The 17622-nt window shown below is 67.7% G+C and carries 8 protein-coding genes and 10 pseudogenes; 8 read left to right on the top strand and 10 right to left on the bottom strand.

All coding sequences use genetic code 11. The features are described 5' to 3' along the window. The first annotated feature begins 9 nt into the window (after positions 1–9). Positions 10–777, top strand: coding sequence for an SDR family oxidoreductase (locus T428_RS0115285; RefSeq protein ID WP_025737169.1), 768 nt, complete (start codon positions 10–12; stop codon positions 775–777). A gap of 7 nt (positions 778–784) precedes the next feature. On the opposite strand, the pseudogene T428_RS32075 reads toward T428_RS0115285, so the two are convergent. The 3 genes and pseudogenes from T428_RS32075 to T428_RS0115275 form a co-directional block, all read right to left on the bottom strand. Further along, positions 785–1536: pseudogene (locus T428_RS32075) on the bottom strand (YqjF family protein). A gap of 27 nt (positions 1537–1563) precedes the next feature. Next, the gene (locus tag T428_RS0115280) at positions 1564–2220 is read right to left on the bottom strand and encodes a hypothetical protein (RefSeq protein WP_025737168.1); all 657 of its coding nucleotides are present in this window, start codon (positions 2218–2220) and stop codon (positions 1564–1566) included. Positions 2221–2259: 39 nt separating this feature from the next. Continuing rightward, positions 2260–4074 carry a fatty acyl-AMP ligase gene (locus tag T428_RS0115275; RefSeq protein WP_025737167.1) on the bottom strand — a complete coding sequence of 605 codons (1815 nt, stop codon included), beginning with the start codon at positions 4072–4074 and terminating at the stop codon, positions 2260–2262. Between the two features lie 95 nt (positions 4075–4169). Between T428_RS0115275 and T428_RS32070 the strand changes: the two are divergent. The 3 pseudogenes from T428_RS32070 (at position 4170) to T428_RS28430 (ending at position 7581) form a co-directional block, all read left to right on the top strand. Continuing rightward, a pseudogene (locus tag T428_RS32070) lies at positions 4170–4545 on the top strand (hypothetical protein). Between the two features lie 83 nt (positions 4546–4628). Continuing rightward, positions 4629–6035: pseudogene (locus T428_RS28435) on the top strand (TIGR00366 family protein). Beyond that, positions 6032–7581, top strand: a pseudogene (locus T428_RS28430) (allophanate hydrolase). Before T428_RS28435 ends, T428_RS28430 begins: the two co-directional pseudogenes overlap by 4 nt. 25 nt (positions 7582–7606) lie before the next feature. Here T428_RS28430 and T428_RS28425 read toward each other — a convergent pair. Next, positions 7607–8687, bottom strand: a pseudogene (locus T428_RS28425) (serine hydrolase domain-containing protein). A gap of 88 nt (positions 8688–8775) precedes the next feature. Here T428_RS28425 and T428_RS0115250 point away from each other — a divergent pair. Both T428_RS0115250 and T428_RS0115245 read left to right on the top strand, forming a co-directional pair. Beyond that, entirely contained in the window at positions 8776–9240 is a 465-nt protein-coding gene (locus T428_RS0115250) for an SRPBCC family protein (RefSeq protein ID WP_025737166.1), read from the top strand. A gap of 96 nt (positions 9241–9336) precedes the next feature. After that, positions 9337–10908, top strand: coding sequence for an FAD-dependent monooxygenase (locus tag T428_RS0115245; RefSeq protein WP_025737165.1), 1572 nt, complete (start codon positions 9337–9339; stop codon positions 10906–10908). Here T428_RS0115245 and T428_RS28420 read toward each other — a convergent pair. From T428_RS28420 to T428_RS28410, 3 pseudogenes are all read right to left on the bottom strand, one after another. Next, positions 10895–11825: pseudogene (locus tag T428_RS28420) on the bottom strand (LLM class flavin-dependent oxidoreductase); the annotation flags it as partial. The gene T428_RS0115245 and the pseudogene T428_RS28420 sit on opposite strands and share 14 nt — an antisense overlap. A gap of 50 nt (positions 11826–11875) precedes the next feature. After that, positions 11876–14183: pseudogene (aceA, locus tag T428_RS28415) on the bottom strand (isocitrate lyase ICL2). A gap of 419 nt (positions 14184–14602) precedes the next feature. After that, positions 14603–15309, bottom strand: a pseudogene (locus T428_RS28410) (MBL fold metallo-hydrolase). Between the two features lie 65 nt (positions 15310–15374). Here T428_RS28410 and T428_RS32825 point away from each other — a divergent pair. Beyond that, positions 15375–15482, top strand: a pseudogene (locus T428_RS32825) (oxidoreductase); the annotation flags it as partial. Positions 15483–15680: 198 nt separating this feature from the next. On the opposite strand, the pseudogene T428_RS34690 reads toward T428_RS32825, so the two are convergent. Next, positions 15681–15756: pseudogene (locus T428_RS34690) on the bottom strand (hypothetical protein); the annotation flags it as partial. On the opposite strand from T428_RS34690, the gene T428_RS0115210 reads away from it, so the two are divergent. Then, the gene (locus T428_RS0115210; RefSeq protein ID WP_025737162.1) at positions 15730–16488 is read left to right on the top strand and encodes an NAD(P)H-dependent flavin oxidoreductase; all 759 of its coding nucleotides are present in this window, start codon (positions 15730–15732) and stop codon (positions 16486–16488) included. The pseudogene T428_RS34690 and the gene T428_RS0115210 sit on opposite strands and share 27 nt — an antisense overlap. Positions 16489–16491: 3 nt before the next feature. Here T428_RS0115210 and T428_RS0115205 read toward each other — a convergent pair whose 3' ends face one another. Together T428_RS0115205 and T428_RS35790 are read right to left on the bottom strand one after the other, a co-directional pair. Continuing rightward, positions 16492–17205, bottom strand: coding sequence for a hypothetical protein (locus T428_RS0115205; protein ID WP_025737161.1), 714 nt, complete (start codon positions 17203–17205; stop codon positions 16492–16494). 8 nt (positions 17206–17213) lie between these two features. Beyond that, the gene (locus T428_RS35790) at positions 17214–17618 is read right to left on the bottom strand and encodes an AMP-binding enzyme (protein ID WP_342666278.1); all 405 of its coding nucleotides are present in this window, start codon (positions 17616–17618) and stop codon (positions 17214–17216) included. Positions 17619–17622 lie beyond the last annotated feature (4 nt).

The following is a 17622-nucleotide window of genomic DNA, read 5'->3' as shown; positions in this document are numbered from 1 at the left end:
GGATATCGAATGAGCGTGCTGGACTTGCTTGAGCTGCGCGGTAGGACGGCCCTGGTGACCGGGGCGTCCACCGGTATCGGCAAGAAAGTGGCGGAGGCGTACCTGCAGGCCGGTGCACAAGTGGCCATCGCGGTGCGCCATTCCGAGGCCCTCGACATGGTCGCCGCCGAGCTCGCCCCGGCCGGCGGCCGGGTCTTGCCGATCCCCTGTGACGTCACCCGACCCGATCAGGTCAACCGAATGGTCGACCAAGTGGTTGCGGAGCTGGGCAGCCTCGACATCGCCGTCTGCAACGCCGGGATCATCAATCTCAAGGCGATGCTGGACATGTCGCCGGAGGAATTCCAGGCCATCCAGGACACCAACGTGAACGGCGTATTTTTCACCGCGCAGGCCGCGGCCCGCGCGATGGTCGACCAGGGCCGCGGCGGCGCCATCATCACCACGGCCTCGATGTCGGGCCACATCATCAACATCCCGCAGCCGGCCGGCCACTACTGCACCTCCAAGGCCGCGGTCATCCAGTTGACCAAGGCGTTGGCGGTCGAGCTTGCGCCGCACAACATCCGGGTGAACAGCGTCAGCCCGGGCTACATCCTCACCGAGCTCGTCGAACCGATGGTGGAGTATCACCGGCTGTGGGAGCCCAAGATCCCGCTCGGCCGCATCGGCCGGCCCGAGGAACTCGTCGGCCTCTACCTCTACCTGGCCAGCGACGCGTCCAGCTACATGACCGGTTCCGACGTCGTCATCGACGGCGGCTACACCGTCCCGTGAGGGCCCGTCACCGAACCACGCAGGGGCGACCGAACCGGGTTCGCACACCCGGTGAATACAGCCCCGCAATCGGTCGCCGGCGTGCGGTACCCCGCCGGCATCGACCAGCTCGTCACGCAGCTCGAGGACGCGCGCCGCGCGCAACGGCCACGGCCCGTGCTCGTTGGGCACCCACCACGTCCGGCCCGCCCGACGGGTGTGCGCGCCCCACCGGGCGGTGAGCCAGACCTCCAGCGGAGTCGGCGCCACCGGGTCGCCGACGGCGATGGTCAGCCGACTGCACAGGCCGCGGTGCGGCCACCGGCGCACGTTGTCATAGCTGAGGCAGTTGCCGTCGCGAATCACCCGCATCCTCGCCCAGCTGTAGGGCACGCCCAGACCGATCCGGGTGACGGGAACGACGGCCAGCCGCGCGGTTTCCAGCGACCGGAACAGGACGCCGTGGCACCCGGCGTCGTCGATCGAATACAGCCGCACGTTGGTCTCGGCGAAGCGGCCGAAGTACGGAAGGGGCAGCGCGGTATCGACTTTGGTGGCGGTCATCAGGAACGGGACTAGCGCCACGTAGGTCAGCCCGTCGGCGAAAACGTCGGGACGCGTCCCCGGTGGGTACAGGTGCGCGACGGTGCCGGGTTCGACCGGCCAATGCAGGAACTTCAGGTCACTCCACTGTTGGTCGAAGGTGACCGGGCCGGGCAGCGGTGGTGGTGTGACGGGGTAGCCGGCGAGCGCCTCATCGGGTGGGTTGGGCGTCGTCATCCGGTCATCGTGACATGCCGGCGCGGCCTAACCCTCGATCTCACCGGCGATCCCGCGCTCGATGCCGGCCTGCGTGGTGGCGGGCAACACGATCAGGCCGTCGAGCTCCTTGCGGGCCGACTCGTAGGCGTTCTGACGTTCCCGCGGCGCGGCGGCCGAGTCCGACGCCATCCTCAGCAGGCTTTGGGCGCGGGCGATGCGCTGCTGTTCGTCGCGGGAGAAGTCGTCGCGGCCCCGCCGTATTGCCTCCGCCTCGGCGACGTTGAACGCCGTCACGTAGTCCTCGACGGCGACCTGATAGCGCGCGGCGGCCTCCCAGTCGTCGAGCAGATCCTCGGCCTTGGCCGGCCGCAACAGGTCCGCGCGCAGCTTGGCCTTGTGAAAGGCGACGGTCAGCGGATCTCGCAGGTCCGTCATCAGCGGGTAGTCGAGCAGCTTGGCGAAGTCCAGCTCGTAGGACAGCCAGCGGGTGTCGGTGCGGCGGTGCTCGTCGAGGATCCGCCGTAGCAATCGCCACAGCGCGGCTTGACTGGTCGCGGGGGGCTCGGGCGGCGGTGCCGTCGGCTCTGTTGCTTCCGCGGCCCTGCGTTTGTTGGCGCCGAACGCACGCAGCGCGCCGATGGCCAGGCCTATGAACGGCAGCAGCAGAATCAGCAACTCCACCAGCCGGACGACCAGACCCATATGGCCAGGATGCCACCGCGGAAACGTCCGACCGAGTGGCTAATGCTTGCCGAGGTAGTGCGCGCGGCAGGCCAGCCGCGCCAGCTTTCCACTGGTGGTGCGGGGAATGGCGCCGGCCGGCAGCAAGCGCACGTCGGAAACCGTCAGGCCGTGGCGATGCGCTACCGCGGACTTGATCGCCTCGATCGCCGGCTGGGGATCTTCGCGACTGGTGCCCGCCGCGCGCTCGGCCATGATCACCACGCCGCCGTCCGGTACCGCGAAGGCCGTCACGTAGCCGTGCCGGACCATCGGCGACGCCTCGGCGGCGGTGGCCTCGATGTCCTGCGGATAGTGGTTGCGGCCCTCGACGATCACCAGATCCGCGATGCGGCCGATGACGTACAGCTCGCCGTCGAGATACGTGGCCAGGTCGCCGGTCCGCAGCCAGCAGCCGTCGGCGGCCGAGCCGTCGGCGCGGCTACCCCGGGCCAGCCGCGCTTGCAGGTGCGCGTGGAATGCCCGCTCGGTTTCCGCCGGGCGCCGCCAATAGCCCCGGCCGACGTTGTCGCCCTGCAACCACACTTCGCCGACGGTGCCGTCGGGCAGTTCGGCGGCGGTGTCGGGGTCGACGATCACGGCTCGCAGGCTGCGAGCCGGCCGCCCGCACGATACGTGTGCCACCGCATTAGGAGCGTCCGCGCCGACCCGTACTGCGCGACCGGCGCCCAGCTGGCCGCGGTCGAGGTAGGCAACTTTGGCCTCCGCGGTTGGCTCGATCGTGGAGATCAACAGCGTCGCCTCCGCGATGCCGTACGACGGCATGAATGCCGTGCGCGGCAACCCATATGGCGCGAACGCCTTGTTGAACGTCGCGATCGCCTCGATGCTGACCGGCTCGGAGCCGATGATCAGCACGACGTTGCTCAGGTCGATGTCGTTGCCGGCCGCCGGCAGGCCGCGCTGGGCCGCCCACTCGTAGGCGAAGTTCGGTGCGGCGGTGACGACGTTGCCTTCCCTCGACCCGGCCGCCAGGGCCTGAATCCATCGCTGCGGTCGGCGCACGAACGCGGTGGGCGACATCAGCGTGGAATGGCCGCCGTACACGGCGGGAAAGCCGATCATCGACAGCCCCATGTCGTGATAGAGCGGCAACCAACTCACGCCGTGAGTGTTGCGGTTCAGCAGATCGATGGACAGGATCATCTGCGTCAGGTTGGTGCCCACGGCCCGGTGGGTGATCTCCACGCCGACCGGCGGCCGGGTCGACCCCGAGGTGTACTGCAAGTGGGACACCCGGTCGATGTCCAGCTCCACCGGGACGAACGACTCCCTCGCCGAATCGGGGATCCGATCGACGACGAGGACGTCGGGCTTGCGCAGCCGCCCGCACTGGATCAGGAACTCGTCGACCGCGTCTTTGGCCGCGGCGGTCGTCAACACCACGGTCGGCTCGGAATCGAGAAGCGCCGTCTTCAGCCGTTCGGCATGGCCCGGCAGCTCGGGGGCGAACAACGGCACCGCGATGGTTCCCGCCTTGAGCGCGGCGTAGAAGCCGGCGACGTAGTCGATGCTCTGCGGGGCCAGAACCGCCACCCGGTCGCCGTCGCCCGCGAACTGCTGGATGCGCGCGGCGATGGCCTGCAGGCGCACACCCAATTGGGCCCAGGTGATTTCGAGGACGTGTCCTTCCGAGCGGGCGTAGTCCAGGTAGCGGTAGGCAGTCGAATCGCCGACGCTGCCGATGTTGCGCTCGATCAACGAAATCAGCGTGGTACCCCTCGGCAACGAGATCTCGCCGTCGGCGTCCAGGCAATCCTCTATTCGTAGCAGGCCTTTTGGAGCCACCGAGTGGTGTCGGGGACCGTCATCCATATCCGCAGTCTAGGTGCGCGGCGATAGCACCCTCGGCATTCAGCCGTCGGCTAGAGTCCGAGTCGATACCGCCGCGGGGGCCATGAGGAGCAACCGTGAACTCTGTCGATCAGCACCCCGAGGCCCGCGCCGACGCACTGGCCCGGGTGCTCGCCTACCGCACTCGCGGGCGGGCCAAACCGCTGCCAATTCGGGCCGGCCTGGCCGTCCTGGGCGGGATGCTGCTCGTCGCCTCCATTCCGTTGATCGTGCTGCTTCCCGAAGTCGGGATCCCCGCGCCGTTGGTGGCCTTCCGCTTGCTGGCGGTCGAAGCGCTGTGGGCCGCGCGCCTACGCGTGGACCGATTGGCGTTTTTCGCAACTGCGGCAATGGTTCGGCCGCCAGTCGCGTGTGGTGCGCGCCGTCATCGTCGCGAGCTTGATTCTGTTGGCGGTGGCAATCGTCGTTGTCTTTGTCTACGAGTTCATTTGAGGCCACCCGGCGGCAACCAATCTAGAGTTACCTGAGCGCTTCGGTCAACGAGAGCGGGCGCAGCAGCGAGGTAAAGGCGGGCAATGACGACCACCAAAGAAGAACAAGTCGTACGTCGCGGCCTCACGCAGCAGCTCACCATGCTCTGCGTCCGGTATGTCGAACGGTTGATGCCGGACCCCTATTTGTTCGCGGTCATTTTGACTCTGATCGTGGTCGCGCTCGTGGCGTTGCTCGTCCGGGGCGCCACGCCGACCGGGGTTCTCAAAGCGTGGTACGGCGGGGTGTGGGGCGCGCAGAACATCTTCACCTGCGCGTTTCAGATGCTGTTGATCTTGGTCACCGGCTACACGCTGGCCGAGGCGCCCGTCGTGAAACGGGCCATCGTTCGTCTCGCGAGCAAGCCGACCACCCAGCTGCAGGGAGCGCTGCTATGTTTCGGCGTCAGCAGCGTCTTCTCGTTGCTGAACTGGGGCCTGGGCCTGGTGGCCGGTGCGCTGGTGGCGCGTCAGGTCGCAAAGCGGCTTCCCCATGCGCATTTCGGCTATTTGATCGCGACCGGGTTCATGGGCTATCTGGTGTGAACGCAGGGATTTTCGTCGTCGATCGCGCTGGCCAACACCGATACGACCAGCCCCATCAACGTCCTTCACAAGATGACCGGAATGATCGTGCCGCTGCGGTGGACGATGTTCCAGCCCTACAGTTGGCTCGCCGTCATCGCGATGGTCGCACTGGTCGCCGTCACGATCTGGCGGATGGAACCAGATGAAAGCCTCGAACCCGATCCCGCGGTCTTCGACGAAGAGCCCGTACCGGATCCGCCGCAGGGACCACAAACGTTCGCCGAGCGCCTGGAGAACCTCTGGATTCTCAACGTACTGGTATTCGCCGCGGGCATAACGTATTTCGTGCTGAGCGGCTTCGCGCTGAACATCTCGTCGATGATCATGTTGTTCACCGTCACCAGCGCGTTGCTGCACGGCACACCGATTCGCTTCATCCGCGCGTTTTCCGGCGCGGCGAAAGTGTCCGGCCCATTGCTGCTGCAGTATCCGCTGTACGGTGGAATCGCCGGCCTGCTGGGATACCTGCCGGCAGGATCGGGTCGGGCGCTGCAGACGGTGCTGGCCGAGGCCCTGGTGCGCGGCGCGGATCAATACACGTTGCCATTCCTGACATTCGTTGGCTCCGTTGTCATTTCACTATTCGTCCCATCCGGCGGCGGGCACTGGGCGGTGCAGGGGCCGATCGCGGTCGGCTCCGCGCTGGCCATCGACCAGCATTCGGCGGCATATCTTGGCCTGATCTCGATGTCGGTGGCGGTCGGAGAGGGTGTCGCGAACATAATTCAGCCGTTCTGGCTGCTGCCCGTGCTGGCGATCGCGAAGCTCAACGTGCGCCAAATGATGGGCTTTACGGTCATCGCGTTCCTGATCGGTTTCGCGGTGTCCGGGGCCGCGGTCCTCGTCGCGCCGCACGTCTTGTGACATCGTCGGCGCCCAGCGCGCGGGTGACGGCCGCGTACCGCACCCTCGCGGAGGTGGACCGGCCCGAGGTCTGGATCACGCTGATAGAACAGGCCGATGTGCTCAGCGACGCCGCGGCCGTCGAAGAACGCCTCGCCGCGGGAGAGCGCCTGCCCCTGGCAGGGCGGGTGGTTGCGGTCAAGGACAACATCGACGTGGCGGGGCTCCCGACCACCGCGGGATGCCGCGAGTTCGCCTACCGACCGACCGCCACCGCGGTCGCGATCGACCGGCTCCGCGACGCCGGGGCCGTCGTGCTCGGCAAGACCAACCTCGACCAATTCGGGCCGGTACCCGCAGTCCCTATGGCGCTGTGCGCAATTCGCGTTGCCCGGACCTGGTCTCGGGAGGGTCGAGCTCCGGCTCCGCGGTCGCCGTGGCGCTGGGCATCGTCGACATCGGTGTCGGCACCGACACCGCCGGATCGATCCGGGTGCCCGCCGCACTCAACGGTCTGGTCGGCATCAAGCCCACCCTCGGCCTCATCCCCACCCACGGCGTCGTCCCGGCCTGCGCCAGCTATGACGCCGTCGGCGTGCTGGCGGCCGACCTTTCCCTGGCCGCTGCGGCGGTCGCCGTGATGGCCGGACCGGATCCGCGCGACCCCCGCAGCCGCCCCTGGCCGGCCGACGTTCGCCTCGCCGCCCCGGGTGTGGCACGGCTGGCGATCCCGGAAGCCGCGAACCTCGCCGCACTCAGCCCTGCCTATCGCGAGGCATTCGAACAGTCCGTGCGCACCGCGGTCGACGCCGGCCTGAACGTCGAGGCGATCGACATCTCCGCTCTGCTGGACGCCGCGCTGCTGCTCTACGATGGCGCGATCGTCGCCGAACGATACGCGGCCGTCGGCGATTTTCTCGACACCGTACCGGCGAGCGCGGATCTCGTTGTCGCGTCGATCATTTCCGCGGCGCGCCAGGTCAGCGGTCCCGCCTTCGCCGCCGACCTTGACGCGTTGGCACGCGCGCGGGCGCAGACGGCCGGGCTGCTCGACGATTTCGACGCATTGCTGTTGCCCACCACCACCGAACATCCCACGCTGAGCGCGGTGGGTGTCGACCCCGTCGGGATCAGCCGCCGCATGGGCACGTACACCAATTTCTGCAATCTGCTCGACATGGCCGCGGTCACGGTTCCGGTCGCGCCGACAGCGGCGGGCACTCCGTTTGCGGTGACGATCGTCGTTCCCGCCTTCGCCGACCAAGTCGCCGCCGACCTCGGTGCCCGATTGATCGGCGCTTCGTCGGGACTGTTGGCCAGAACCGGGGTCGAGCTGGCGGTATTCGGCGCCCATCTGCGGGGTCAGCCGCAGCACTGGCTGCGCGAGCAACTCGGCGCGCGGTTTGCCGAGCAGATCTGGACGACCGACGGCCGTCGCGGCGAACTGTTCCGTATCTCCGAAGCCGGCCTGGGCCGCTTCGCCGCGGCCCTGACCGCGCCGATGGCAGTGACCACCGTCGAGTTGGAGGACGGGCGCACCGTCACCGGTGTCACAGCCCTCGCCTGATCCTCACCAAAAGCGTTGGCGCACACTACATCCAGAGCTTCGCTATGGAACCGGCCAGGGTTTCCAGGTATTGCTCGTCGGCGTTGCAGCTGATCGCGACGGACGTGGTCCGGTCCTTGCTCACCCGAAACGCCGAGACGAAACCGCCCCATTCGCCATCGTGGTCGAGGGTTCCGTTGGCCAGCAGGAAGATTCCCGCGCCGTGCTTGTCACCGTCGCCCGGATCGGTGGGCACCGCCCAGCGCAGCTGCGCGTCGAGCAAGGACGCGCCGCCGACGCGGCCGGTTCGATAGTTGTCGGCCCACCGGACCAGTTGGGTGGGCGTGGTCTGGATGCCGCCGTCACCGACCTGCTCCCAGCCGGTCGTGGTGGCGTGGTAGTCGTCGCTGTCCGCTTCGTAGTCGACGGCCTTGCCGGGAATTTGTCCGGTCGGATCCACCACCATGGCCAGGCCGAGCGGACGGGAGATCTGTTCGGCAAGAAACTGCGGCAACGGTTCGGCCGAAACTCGGCGGACGATCTCGCCGAGCAGCAAGTAGTTGGAGTTCGAGTATTCGAACTGGGAGCCGGGCGGAAACGTCAGCTTCGGCATGGCGGCCACGGCTCGCACCGCTTGCTCCTGGGTGGTGCGGTCGCCGAAGGCGAACCCCTGCGCCTCGAGTAGTTCCACGTAGTCGGGGATGCCGCTGGTCTGGTGCATCAGTTGTCCGACGTTGACGCTGCCGGCCCACGCCGGCAGTTCGGCCAGATGTGGGGACAGGGGGTCGTCGAGCGTCAGCTTGCGGGCATCGACCAGCAACAGCAGCGCGGTGGCGGTGAACTGCTTGGACACCGACGCGATCGAAGACCGTGTCGGGAGTGAGCGGGGCCTCGGTGGTCAGATCGGCCAGGCCGCGCACCCCGGTCCAGGCGACCGCACCCTTGACGCCCACCGCGGCCGAACAGCCGGCCGCCCCTTCGTCGATGGCGTCATCCAGCACTTTCTGGCTGCCCGCCATCGCGGCGTCGATGTTGACCGGGCCGGCGGAGGTGGTTTTCGGTGCAGGCTGACCGCAGGCGCCGAGCAACAACACGATCGCGAGAAGGAACACCGGCCGTTTCGCCATACCGTGAATGATGGCGGCTCCGGACGGTATTCACTACCGCTCGTCCATCGGCCCGAGTCCGTGTCTCGAGGCGGTAGGGTACGCGGCTATGTCGGGTCGCAAGTTTTCGTTCGAGATCAACCGGACCAGTGACGCGCCGGCCGCCACGGTGTTCCGGCTGCTGGCCGATGGTGCGAGCTGGTCGAGCTGGGCCAAGCCGATGGTGATGCATTCGAGCTGGGCGCGCCACGGCGATCCGGCGCCGGGCGGTGTCGGCGCGATCCGCAAGATCGGGATGCCCCCGATGCTGGCCCGGGAGGAGATCGTGAAATACGAGCAGGATCGCCGGCAGGTCTACAAGCTGATCGGGCCGTCCCCCGCCAAGGATTACCGCGGCGAGGTGGTCTTGACGCCGAACGCGGCCGGCGGCACCGACATCCGGTGGTCGGGTTCGTTCGTCGAGCGAGTTCGCGGAACCGGCCCGGCGACGCGGGCCGCGCTGGGCGGTGCGGTCAAGCTGCTTGCGGATCGGCTGGTGAAGGCGGCCGACCGCGAATCGCGCGGCGCCCGCTAGGCGACCTGCCAAGCGGCCAGCGCCGCAACAGGAAAAGCCGCTGTCAGTCGAGTCGGTGTTCGTCGGCCCACTCCCCCAACTACTAAGCTGGCCTGAGTGATTGACGTCGTCGTCGCCGGTGGCGGTCCCAACGGGCTGATGCTGGCCAGCGAGCTAGGATTGAACGGGATCCGGCCGGTGGTGCTGGACCCGATGCCCGGGCCCAATCCCCTGCGGCGAGCCAACGGCGTTATCGGCCAAGGGGTTCGGATCCTGGACCATCGCGGGCTGTACGGCCCGCTGTCGGGGAGCACGGAACCGCTCCGCCTCAACCCTCGCCCGATGTTTGCGGCCTTCCCGCTGGACCTGACGTCGATGATCGACTCGCAGGTCTACTTGCTGCCCGTCCAGCAGTCCCGGCTGGTTCAGGCGCTTGCCGATCGGGCCGTCGAACTCGGCGCCGACATTCGCTGGGGTCACGCGCTGACCGGGTTCGACCAGGACGCCGACGGCGTCACGATCGCTGTCGCCGGGCCGGCCGGCACCCATCGACTGCGGGCCAAATACCTGATCGGCGCCGACGGCGGCGCCAGCATGACCCGCAAGCTGGCCGGTATCGAGTTCCCGGGTATGTCGTCGCATGACCTGGTCGCCCGGATGGGCTTCGACGTGCTCCCGCCCGCGAACTGGATCGACCCGGTCAGCGGCGGACTGGATATTCCCGGGTTCGGCCGGGTGCCGCCGCTGCAGTTCCATCGGACCGATCAGGGCGTCTTCGCCTACGGCGCGCTCGGTGGCCGGGCGGCGATGATCGTCTTCGAGCTGGATCGAGCGGCCCGCGAGGAACCCCCCGACGATGCCGACGACCAACCGCCGATGAGCCTGGCCGAACTGGAGGCCAGCGCCAAGCGGGTGCTCGGTGCCGACGTGCCGCTGCGGCCCGTGTCGCCCGACGCGCCGCTGGATCTGCGCAGATTCCGCGGGATCAATTCGCGGATCGCGTCGCGGTATCAAACGGGACGGGTGATCTTGGTCGGCGATGCCGCGCATGTCCACTCCCCGATGGGTGGGCCGGGACTCAACCTGGGGCTGCAGGATGCGGTGAATCTCGGCTGGAAGCTCGCCGCGGTGTTGCGCGGACGTGTCGAGCCCGAATTGCTCGCCAGCTACGAGGCGGAGCGCCGGCCGGCCGCCGAGCGGGTCATCATGCACAGCCGCGCGCAGCTGGCCCTGGTGCGGCCCGGGCCCGAGGTCACCGCGTTGCGGCAGCTCTTCTCCGAGCTGCTCACCGATTCCGGGATCGCCCGGCGGCTCGGCGACCTGATATCCGGGGCCGAAAACCGGTACGGCACAGACCCCGACGCGCATCCGCTGACCGGGCGCTGGGTGCCCGACTTCGGCGTGACGAACGACGGCGCGACGACACGGGTGGCGGAGCTGGCCCGCACCGGACGACCGCTACTTGTCGATCTCACCGATTCCGGCTGCGTGGCCGCCGCGGTTGCCGACGCCGCCGGCCAGCTCACCGTCGCCGGCGGACGGCCGGACCGCGGGGTGCCCGCCACCGCGCTGCTGGTGCGCCCCGACGGCTACGTGGCGTGGGCATCCTCGGGGGCAGCGCCGGACGTCGAGGAACTTCGCCGAGTGCTGACGCGGTGGTTCGGACTGGGCGGGCCTACTTGGCGTTGAGCTCGTCCTGGTACTTCTTGGTCATGTGCTCGACGGCCTGGTTCTGCGACTCCGCCAGCCCCTCGCGCGCTTCGCTGGCGCGTGCGGCGGCATCCAGCGTGGGCTGCGCCTGACCCTGGAAGTGCGGCATCACCTCGGCGGCGAACAACTCGGCGGACCGCTTGGTGGCGGCCGGGTTGGCCCACTCGTGGCCCATCTGCAGCACGCAGCCGAATCCGCCGGATTGGTCCCACATCCGCTGCACCTGCGCGCGCCTGCTCGGGCGTGCCGATCACCCCGGCGCCGTTGCCGTTGATGACGTCGATCATCTCGTCGATCTGCTCACCCGGCATCGTCATCTGCGGGAACGCGGCCACCTTCTGGAAGTAGCGGAACCATGGCTCCATCCCGAACTTCACGTCTTCGCGGGCCTGCTTTTCCGTCTCGGCGATGTGGAACAGCGAGACCAGGCTCCAGTTCTTGCGGTCGACGGTGGTGCCGTACGTCGCGGCCCCCTCTTCTCGATGTCCCAGTGATATTGCAGCGCGTTGAAGCCTTCGATCGTCAGCGTCGCGCCGATCGAGAGCAGGCCGATGCCGTGCCGGCCGGCCAGCCGCGCACCGGTCGGGGACGCGACCGCGGCCACTGCCAACGGAACCCCGCCGTCGGAGTACGGGGCGAGTTGCAGCTTGGCATTGTGGAGTTCGTGCGTCGGGGTCTTGGCGCTCACCGTTTCTCCGCGCAGCAGTCGCACCACGATGTCGAGGTTGGTGTCCAGCAGTTCCCGGGTGTCGGTCGGGGTCAGGCCGATCATCGACGAGTCGCTGGGCAGCGAGCCGGGACCCACCCCGCCGATCACCCGGCCGTAGGTGGTCCAGCATCATCAGCCGGTCGGCGACCCACAGCGGATTGTGGTAGGAAAGCGAGATGACCCCGGTGCAGCGGCAGCGGACCACGCATGGAGGCTCTCGCGGCTACGCGGAGATGACTAGTCTTCCTTGGTGATCAGCTTCCGCAGCGCCACCCGATCGGCCTTGAGCAGATCGGCGATGCGCGGCTTGTTCACCTCGGCGACGATGATCTCGCCGACCTCGGGGTAGACCTCGCTGAAGATCCCGTGGGACTCATCTTCTCGGTCTGATACAGGTTGTCCTCGGTGGGCGTGACGTAGTAGACCGCGTCGGCCTTGAAGCGATGCACCAGCCAGAGGTGGATTAGCGTCATCAGTCGCTTCTGGCGCAGCTTCTCGCTGAAGGTGTTCTGGTCACGCACTTGCAGGATGCTGCGGCCGTGCCGGTCCTTGATCGGGTCGACGAAGACGTTGGCCAGCGGCTCTTGCGAGTCCGAGCCCTCGCCCCTGATCGCGAGTTCCAGCACGTCCGAGCCGGCGCGGCGAGGCCGCAGCGTGACCCGAAGTTTCTCGCCCGGCTGGTAGTGCTCGCTCCACAGGGCCAGCCACTTCTCCAGCAGCTTCTTCGGCACCTCGGTCTGCACCAGATGCTGGTGGTGCGTCGAGCCCTTGCCCATCGCCTTGGTCGTCGCGGTGCGGCCCGACGACGCGGCCAGCGCGGCGTCGCTGCGCTGGCCGCCGACCAGTGTCTGCGGGGTCCGGTACGGCGACTCGACCAGGCGTATCTTGCGCTGCAGCCGGGCCAGCACCAGCATCCCGTCCTGGCGCAGGTTGGCGGCGAACTCCTCGGCGGCCACACCGTCGATCTGGTGGCCTGGTGGCCGCCGTAGGTGATGAAGTTGAAGACGAAGCCCATCTTGCCGAGTTCTTCGGGGAAACGCTTCATCTCCTCGTCGCTCATGCCGGTGGTGTCCCAGTTGAAGGACGGCGACAGGTTGTAGGCCAGCATCTGGTCGGGGAACTCGGCATGGATCGCATCGGCGAATTGCTTGGCGTCGGCCAGGTCCGCGGTCTTGGTCTCCATCCAGAGGATGTCGGCGAACGGAGCCGCCGCCAGCGATTTGGCGATCGCGTACGGAATCCCGCCGCGCACCTGGTAGTAACCCTCGGGCGTCCTGGCCAGCTCGGGGCTCCAGTCCGGCGTGGCGCCCAGCTCCCGGGCCTTCTCGCGCGCCGCGTAATGCAACGTCCGCGCGGCGAACTTGCGCCACTCGTCGGGGCTCATGGTCGCCGGTTCGTCGTGTTCGCTTTCGCCGAACGCCAACACTTCGGCCACGGCGTCGGCGTAGGTCATCAGACCGGCATCGTCTTCCCAGGCTGCCACGAACCGCGACTCGACCTGGTCGAACAGGTCGTCGATCGAGTCTTGTCCGTTCTGCCGCCATTGGTTGACCGCGTCGGAGACCAGGCCCAGGATCCCCTGCCGCTCGAGCCGCGCGTTGGTGATGCCGTACTCGCTGTCGGCCAGCGCGTAGAGAAGATGACCGTTGAGCTCCTTGACGCCCAGCTCGTAGAAGCGCCGCAGCAGCGCCAGGAAACAGGCCTTGTAGGACGGAATGTCCAAGTTGGTCGCCCCGAGCAGGAACGCCTGGTCGCGCTCGTCGGAGTTGCTGTCGATCAGGTTTGCCGCCTCGGCGTCGGTACGCGCGACGATGATGCCCGGCACCCGCATGATGTCGAGCTGGAAGCGGGCGGCGTTGAGGCGCTTGATCTGTTCGTCGGACGGCACCAAGACCTTGCCGCCCTGATGGCCGCACTTCTTGGTGCCCGGACGCTGGTCTTCGATGTGGTAGCCGGGCACGCCGGCTTCCACGAATCGGCGCACCAGGTTGCGCACGTGCGGGTCACCGCCGTGGCCGGTGTCGGCGTCGGCGATGATGAACGGCCGGTAGTCGTACTCCTTGGCCGTCGCGCGTTGCTGCTCGCTCATGTGCAGCCGCTGATACTGCTGATTGCGGTCCGCGGTCAGCAGCGCGCGCACCAGCACCGCGGCATCCTCGGGCACCTGGCTCAGCGGATAGCTGGCCAGGTCGGGCCCCGGGTCTTCGGTGGTGGACCCCTTCGCCGAGGTTGCCCAGCCGCCGAGGTAGATGCCCTCGATACCCATTCGTTTCATGCTCACGGCCTGCCCCGGCGAGTAGGGGCCGAAGGTGGTGATGCTCTTCTTCGCCGCGAACAGTTCGCGCAGGCGGGGATAGAAGGCCTCCGCGGCTTTGCGAGCCACGGTGTAATCGGTCGGTATCGTGCCGCGCTGCTCTACTACCTGGCGCGCCGTGTACAGGCGAATCTTTCCGGCGAAGCGTGGATCGTCGAAGTAGCGCTGCGTGGCGGCGACGTCTTCGTCGACCGGTGCGGGGACCTCGGTGTCCGCGTCGATGATGGCCATGGCTTTATGCTCCCCTTCCAGCACGATTGCGCTGATCGTGAGTCTATCCCCGGACCCGGGATTTCAATCATCGTTACTTGGCCGAATGCCGAGCCGGGGCAAACCCGTTGCCACACGGTGTACTTTGGGCGCCTCAGCCGGGAATGTCCGTGGCATATGTCGAAATCGTTGTGGCGCAATGGTTTTCGTGAGCACTCGCGAGACGGTTTGGCGGCCCACGGCGGCCGGGGCCGATCCAGCAAACTGCATAGGCGGGTGAATGAAAAGAATGCCACCCTCGTCAGCAAACCGCGAGTACGGTCGGTCAGGTGCAGACGGAATTACGGTACGAGCGTTGGTATGCGCTGTCGTTCACGCCGTTGGGACTCGGGCCCCGACCAGCGAGGTGCGCTGCTCGCCGCCTGCACCGGCGCGACCGCCTAGCACGACTGCCGTTGTAACCAGGCCCGCTGGCGGCCGATGAAGGCGGCGTCGACGGTCTTCCCGTGGCCCGGCACGTAGAGCGCGTCGTGCCCGCCGATCGCCCGCACCCGATCGAGAGTCGCGGGCCAGGCCGCCACATCGGAGTCGGCATCGATGGCCGGGTCGGCGGACTCTTCGACGAGGTCGCCGGTGAACACCACGTGCTGGTCGCGTTCGTCCAACCCGGGCACCACGACGATCAGGTCCGACGTGGTGTGGCCGCGACCCGGGTGGGTGACCCGCACGTCGCGGTCGCCGAGGTCGATGACGGCGTCGTAGCGCCCGCGCTGCGGCGGGCGCAGCGCGGCGATTGCCCGGTCGATTTCGGCGGCGTCCGCGCCACAACCGAGCGCGTCGGCGCGAATCTGGTCGTGCGCCGATGTCAGGTAGTCGACAACCTCGGGTGCGCAGTAGATTCGGCGTCGGTGAAAAACGAAGAACCCAGCACATGGTCGAAGTGCTTGTGCGTCAACACAATATGAGTGACCGGGCAAGTGGCGAGCTGTCGAATGTCCTCGTCGATCGCGCCCGCCTCGGTCAGCGTGGTGGCGGTGTCGACAAGTAATGTCCCATCGCGTCCGCGGACCAACCCGACGGTGACATCGCAGAACGGAACCCGGCAGCGATACACGCTCGGGATCAATCGTTCCCAGGCGAATCGCATAGCGAGCAACTTAGCGTTATCTGCGATGCGGCCTTCGGCCGATCGGGTGTAGGGGAAGGAGCGGGATGCGCGCAGTCGTGATCACCAAGCACGGGGATCCCTCGGTCGTGCAGGTGCAACAGCGACCGGACCCGCCCGCTCCGGGCCCGGGCCAGCTACAGGTCGCCGTTCGCGGCCGCCGCGCCAGGCTCCAGGTGATGAACCCACATCCGACCCTCGCGACCGCCGCCGCGAGCCGGCCGCCGTGGCCGAAAGACCAGGCCGTTTGCCTGGTCGAATTCACGCCGGAGCCAGTCGGCGTCACCTGCAATGAGGACCCGGCTCGAGGTTGGCCGCCAGCAACTCGTAGAACCGGGCGCAGTTCCTCACCGGGGACGCCGGAAGTTTCGGCGCGTCCGGATACAGCCCGACGCGGGCCAAGTGGTCGGCGAAGTTCACCCCCGCGGCCCCGAACTTCTCGAGTTGGCTCTCGAACGCCGACCCGCGGCAATCATGTTGTCGTTCGGCGATCTTCGCCCGTTCGCCGACCGCATCCGTGCCGCCGGCATTGCGTTGATCGCCCAGGTGCAAAACCTCGACCACACCCGCCACGCCGTGGACACCGGCGCCGACATCGTCGTGGCGCAGGGCGGTGAGGCGGGCGGTCACGGCATGACCGTCCGGTCCACCTTCACGCTGGTGCCCGAGGTCGTCGACCTGGTCGGTGCGCGGTCCCCCGAGACGCTGGTCGTGGCCGCCGGCGGTGTCGCCGACGGCCCCGGACTTGCGGCGGCGTTGGCGCTGGGAGCCGACGGAGCACTGGTCGGCACCCGGCTGTGGGCCAGCACCGAAGCGTTGGTGTCACCGCGGGCTCACCAGCGTGTCATCGCGGCCGGCGGCGATGACACCTTGCGAACCCGCGTGTACGACGTTGTCCGACAACTCAATTGGCCAGACGACTACAACGCGCGTGCGCTGCGCAACGCCTTTCTCGACACCTGGCATGGCAACGAGGACCAGCTGGCGGATGCCCTGCCCGAAGCCGTAGAGACGTTCCAGAAGGCCGTTGCCGCAGACGATTTCGATGCCGCCGCGATACTCGTCGGCGAAGCGGTCGGACTCGTCCGCGATATTCGGCCGGCCGCCGACATCGTGCGCGAGATGGCCGGTGAGGCCGCCCGAATTCTACGCCGGGCATGAGATTCAGTACAACGGCGACCAGTCCGACGTGCGCAGCAGCCGGCTCTCCCACTGATCGCGATACTTGAGGGCCTCGTACATGTAGCTGCACGGGCCCCGGTACTGCGGCGGCACCTCCTCGGTGAGCAGATGGACGAGCGCCGCGTAGTTGTTGGAGTCGTCAATCTTCTGCCATAGCATGGCTTCTCGTCGCCGATGGCTTCCGTGCGCGACTTGGAAACAGGCCGGGATGTCCAGTATCCGCATGCGGGCCGGTGCCGCGGACAGCGGCCGATAGTAGATGTCGTGCCACGAGCGAATGTAGTCATCGAGTGGCGCCGAGGGCCAGCCGGTGTCCTCCATGAATAGGCTCAGCGGATGGGTGGCCGCGTCGGTGGGCACGGTCGCCAGGTCGACCGACTGCAGGGGCGACCACGTCACGGGCAGCAGCAGCTTGCCCGTCACCTCGTGGCGCAGGTTGTCCAGTTCGCGCAGCCACGGTCGCAGGTCGCCCTGCTGGGCGCGCCGGGCCAGACTTTCCCAGGCCGCGCCGTCGGTGATGCCGGTGATCGTGACGACGGTGTATGAGGGCCCGCTGCCGTGCGCGTGGTTGGTGTACCAGAGCAGCCGGGCGACGTCGCCGTTAGCCAGCGTGGGCATCCAACCGTCCCGGTAGGCGGCCTCGAATTCGTCCTGCCGGGTACCCACCACCTTGTGCGTCTCGTGCAGAAACAGCACCTGGACTCCTAGCTGCCGTCGGCGATCAGCGTGGCGAGCCGATCGCGGTTGACCTTGCCGATTGCGCTGTACGGAATGTTGTCGACGATTGCCAATCGCTCGGGCAGCTTGAAGTAGGCGATCAACTCGCGACAGTGGGCTCGCAACTCGTCCAGCGTGACCGGCGCGCAGGCCACCACCGCGGCACCGACGCGTTGGCCCAACTCGTCGTCGGCGATCCCGGCGACGGCGACATCACTGACCGCCGGATGTGAACGCAATGCCTCTTCGACCTCGACCGGACCGAATTTCTCGCCCCCGCGATTGATCGTGTCCTTCAGCCGACCGCTCGGGAAGATGTAACCGTCGGCATCTTGGCGGCCGAGGTCTCCGGTGCGCAGCCAGCCCTCGGTGACGTTCTGGGTGGTGTTCACCCAC

Origin of the sequence: Mycobacterium genavense ATCC 51234 (assembly GCF_000526915.1) — a bacterium.
GTDB lineage: Bacteria > Actinomycetota > Actinomycetes > Mycobacteriales > Mycobacteriaceae > Mycobacterium > Mycobacterium genavense.
Note: the sequence above shows the minus strand (reverse complement) of the source record. Positions and strands in the feature narration are given on the sequence as shown.

What these genes read in the sequence shown, in the direction of transcription:
- T428_RS0115280 (WP_025737168.1), bottom strand. Translation starts at nt 2,220, where the DNA reads ATGGGTCTGGTCGTCCGGCTGGTGGAGTTGCTGATTCTGCTGCTGCCG.
- T428_RS0115285 (WP_025737169.1), top strand. Translation starts at nt 10, where the DNA reads ATGAGCGTGCTGGACTTGCTTGAGCTGCGCGGTAGGACGGCCCTGGTG.
- T428_RS0115275 (WP_025737167.1), bottom strand. Translation starts at nt 4,074, where the DNA reads ATGGATGACGGTCCCCGACACCACTCGGTGGCTCCAAAAGGCCTGCTA.
- T428_RS0115250 (WP_025737166.1), top strand. Translation starts at nt 8,776, where the DNA reads ATGTCGGGTCGCAAGTTTTCGTTCGAGATCAACCGGACCAGTGACGCG.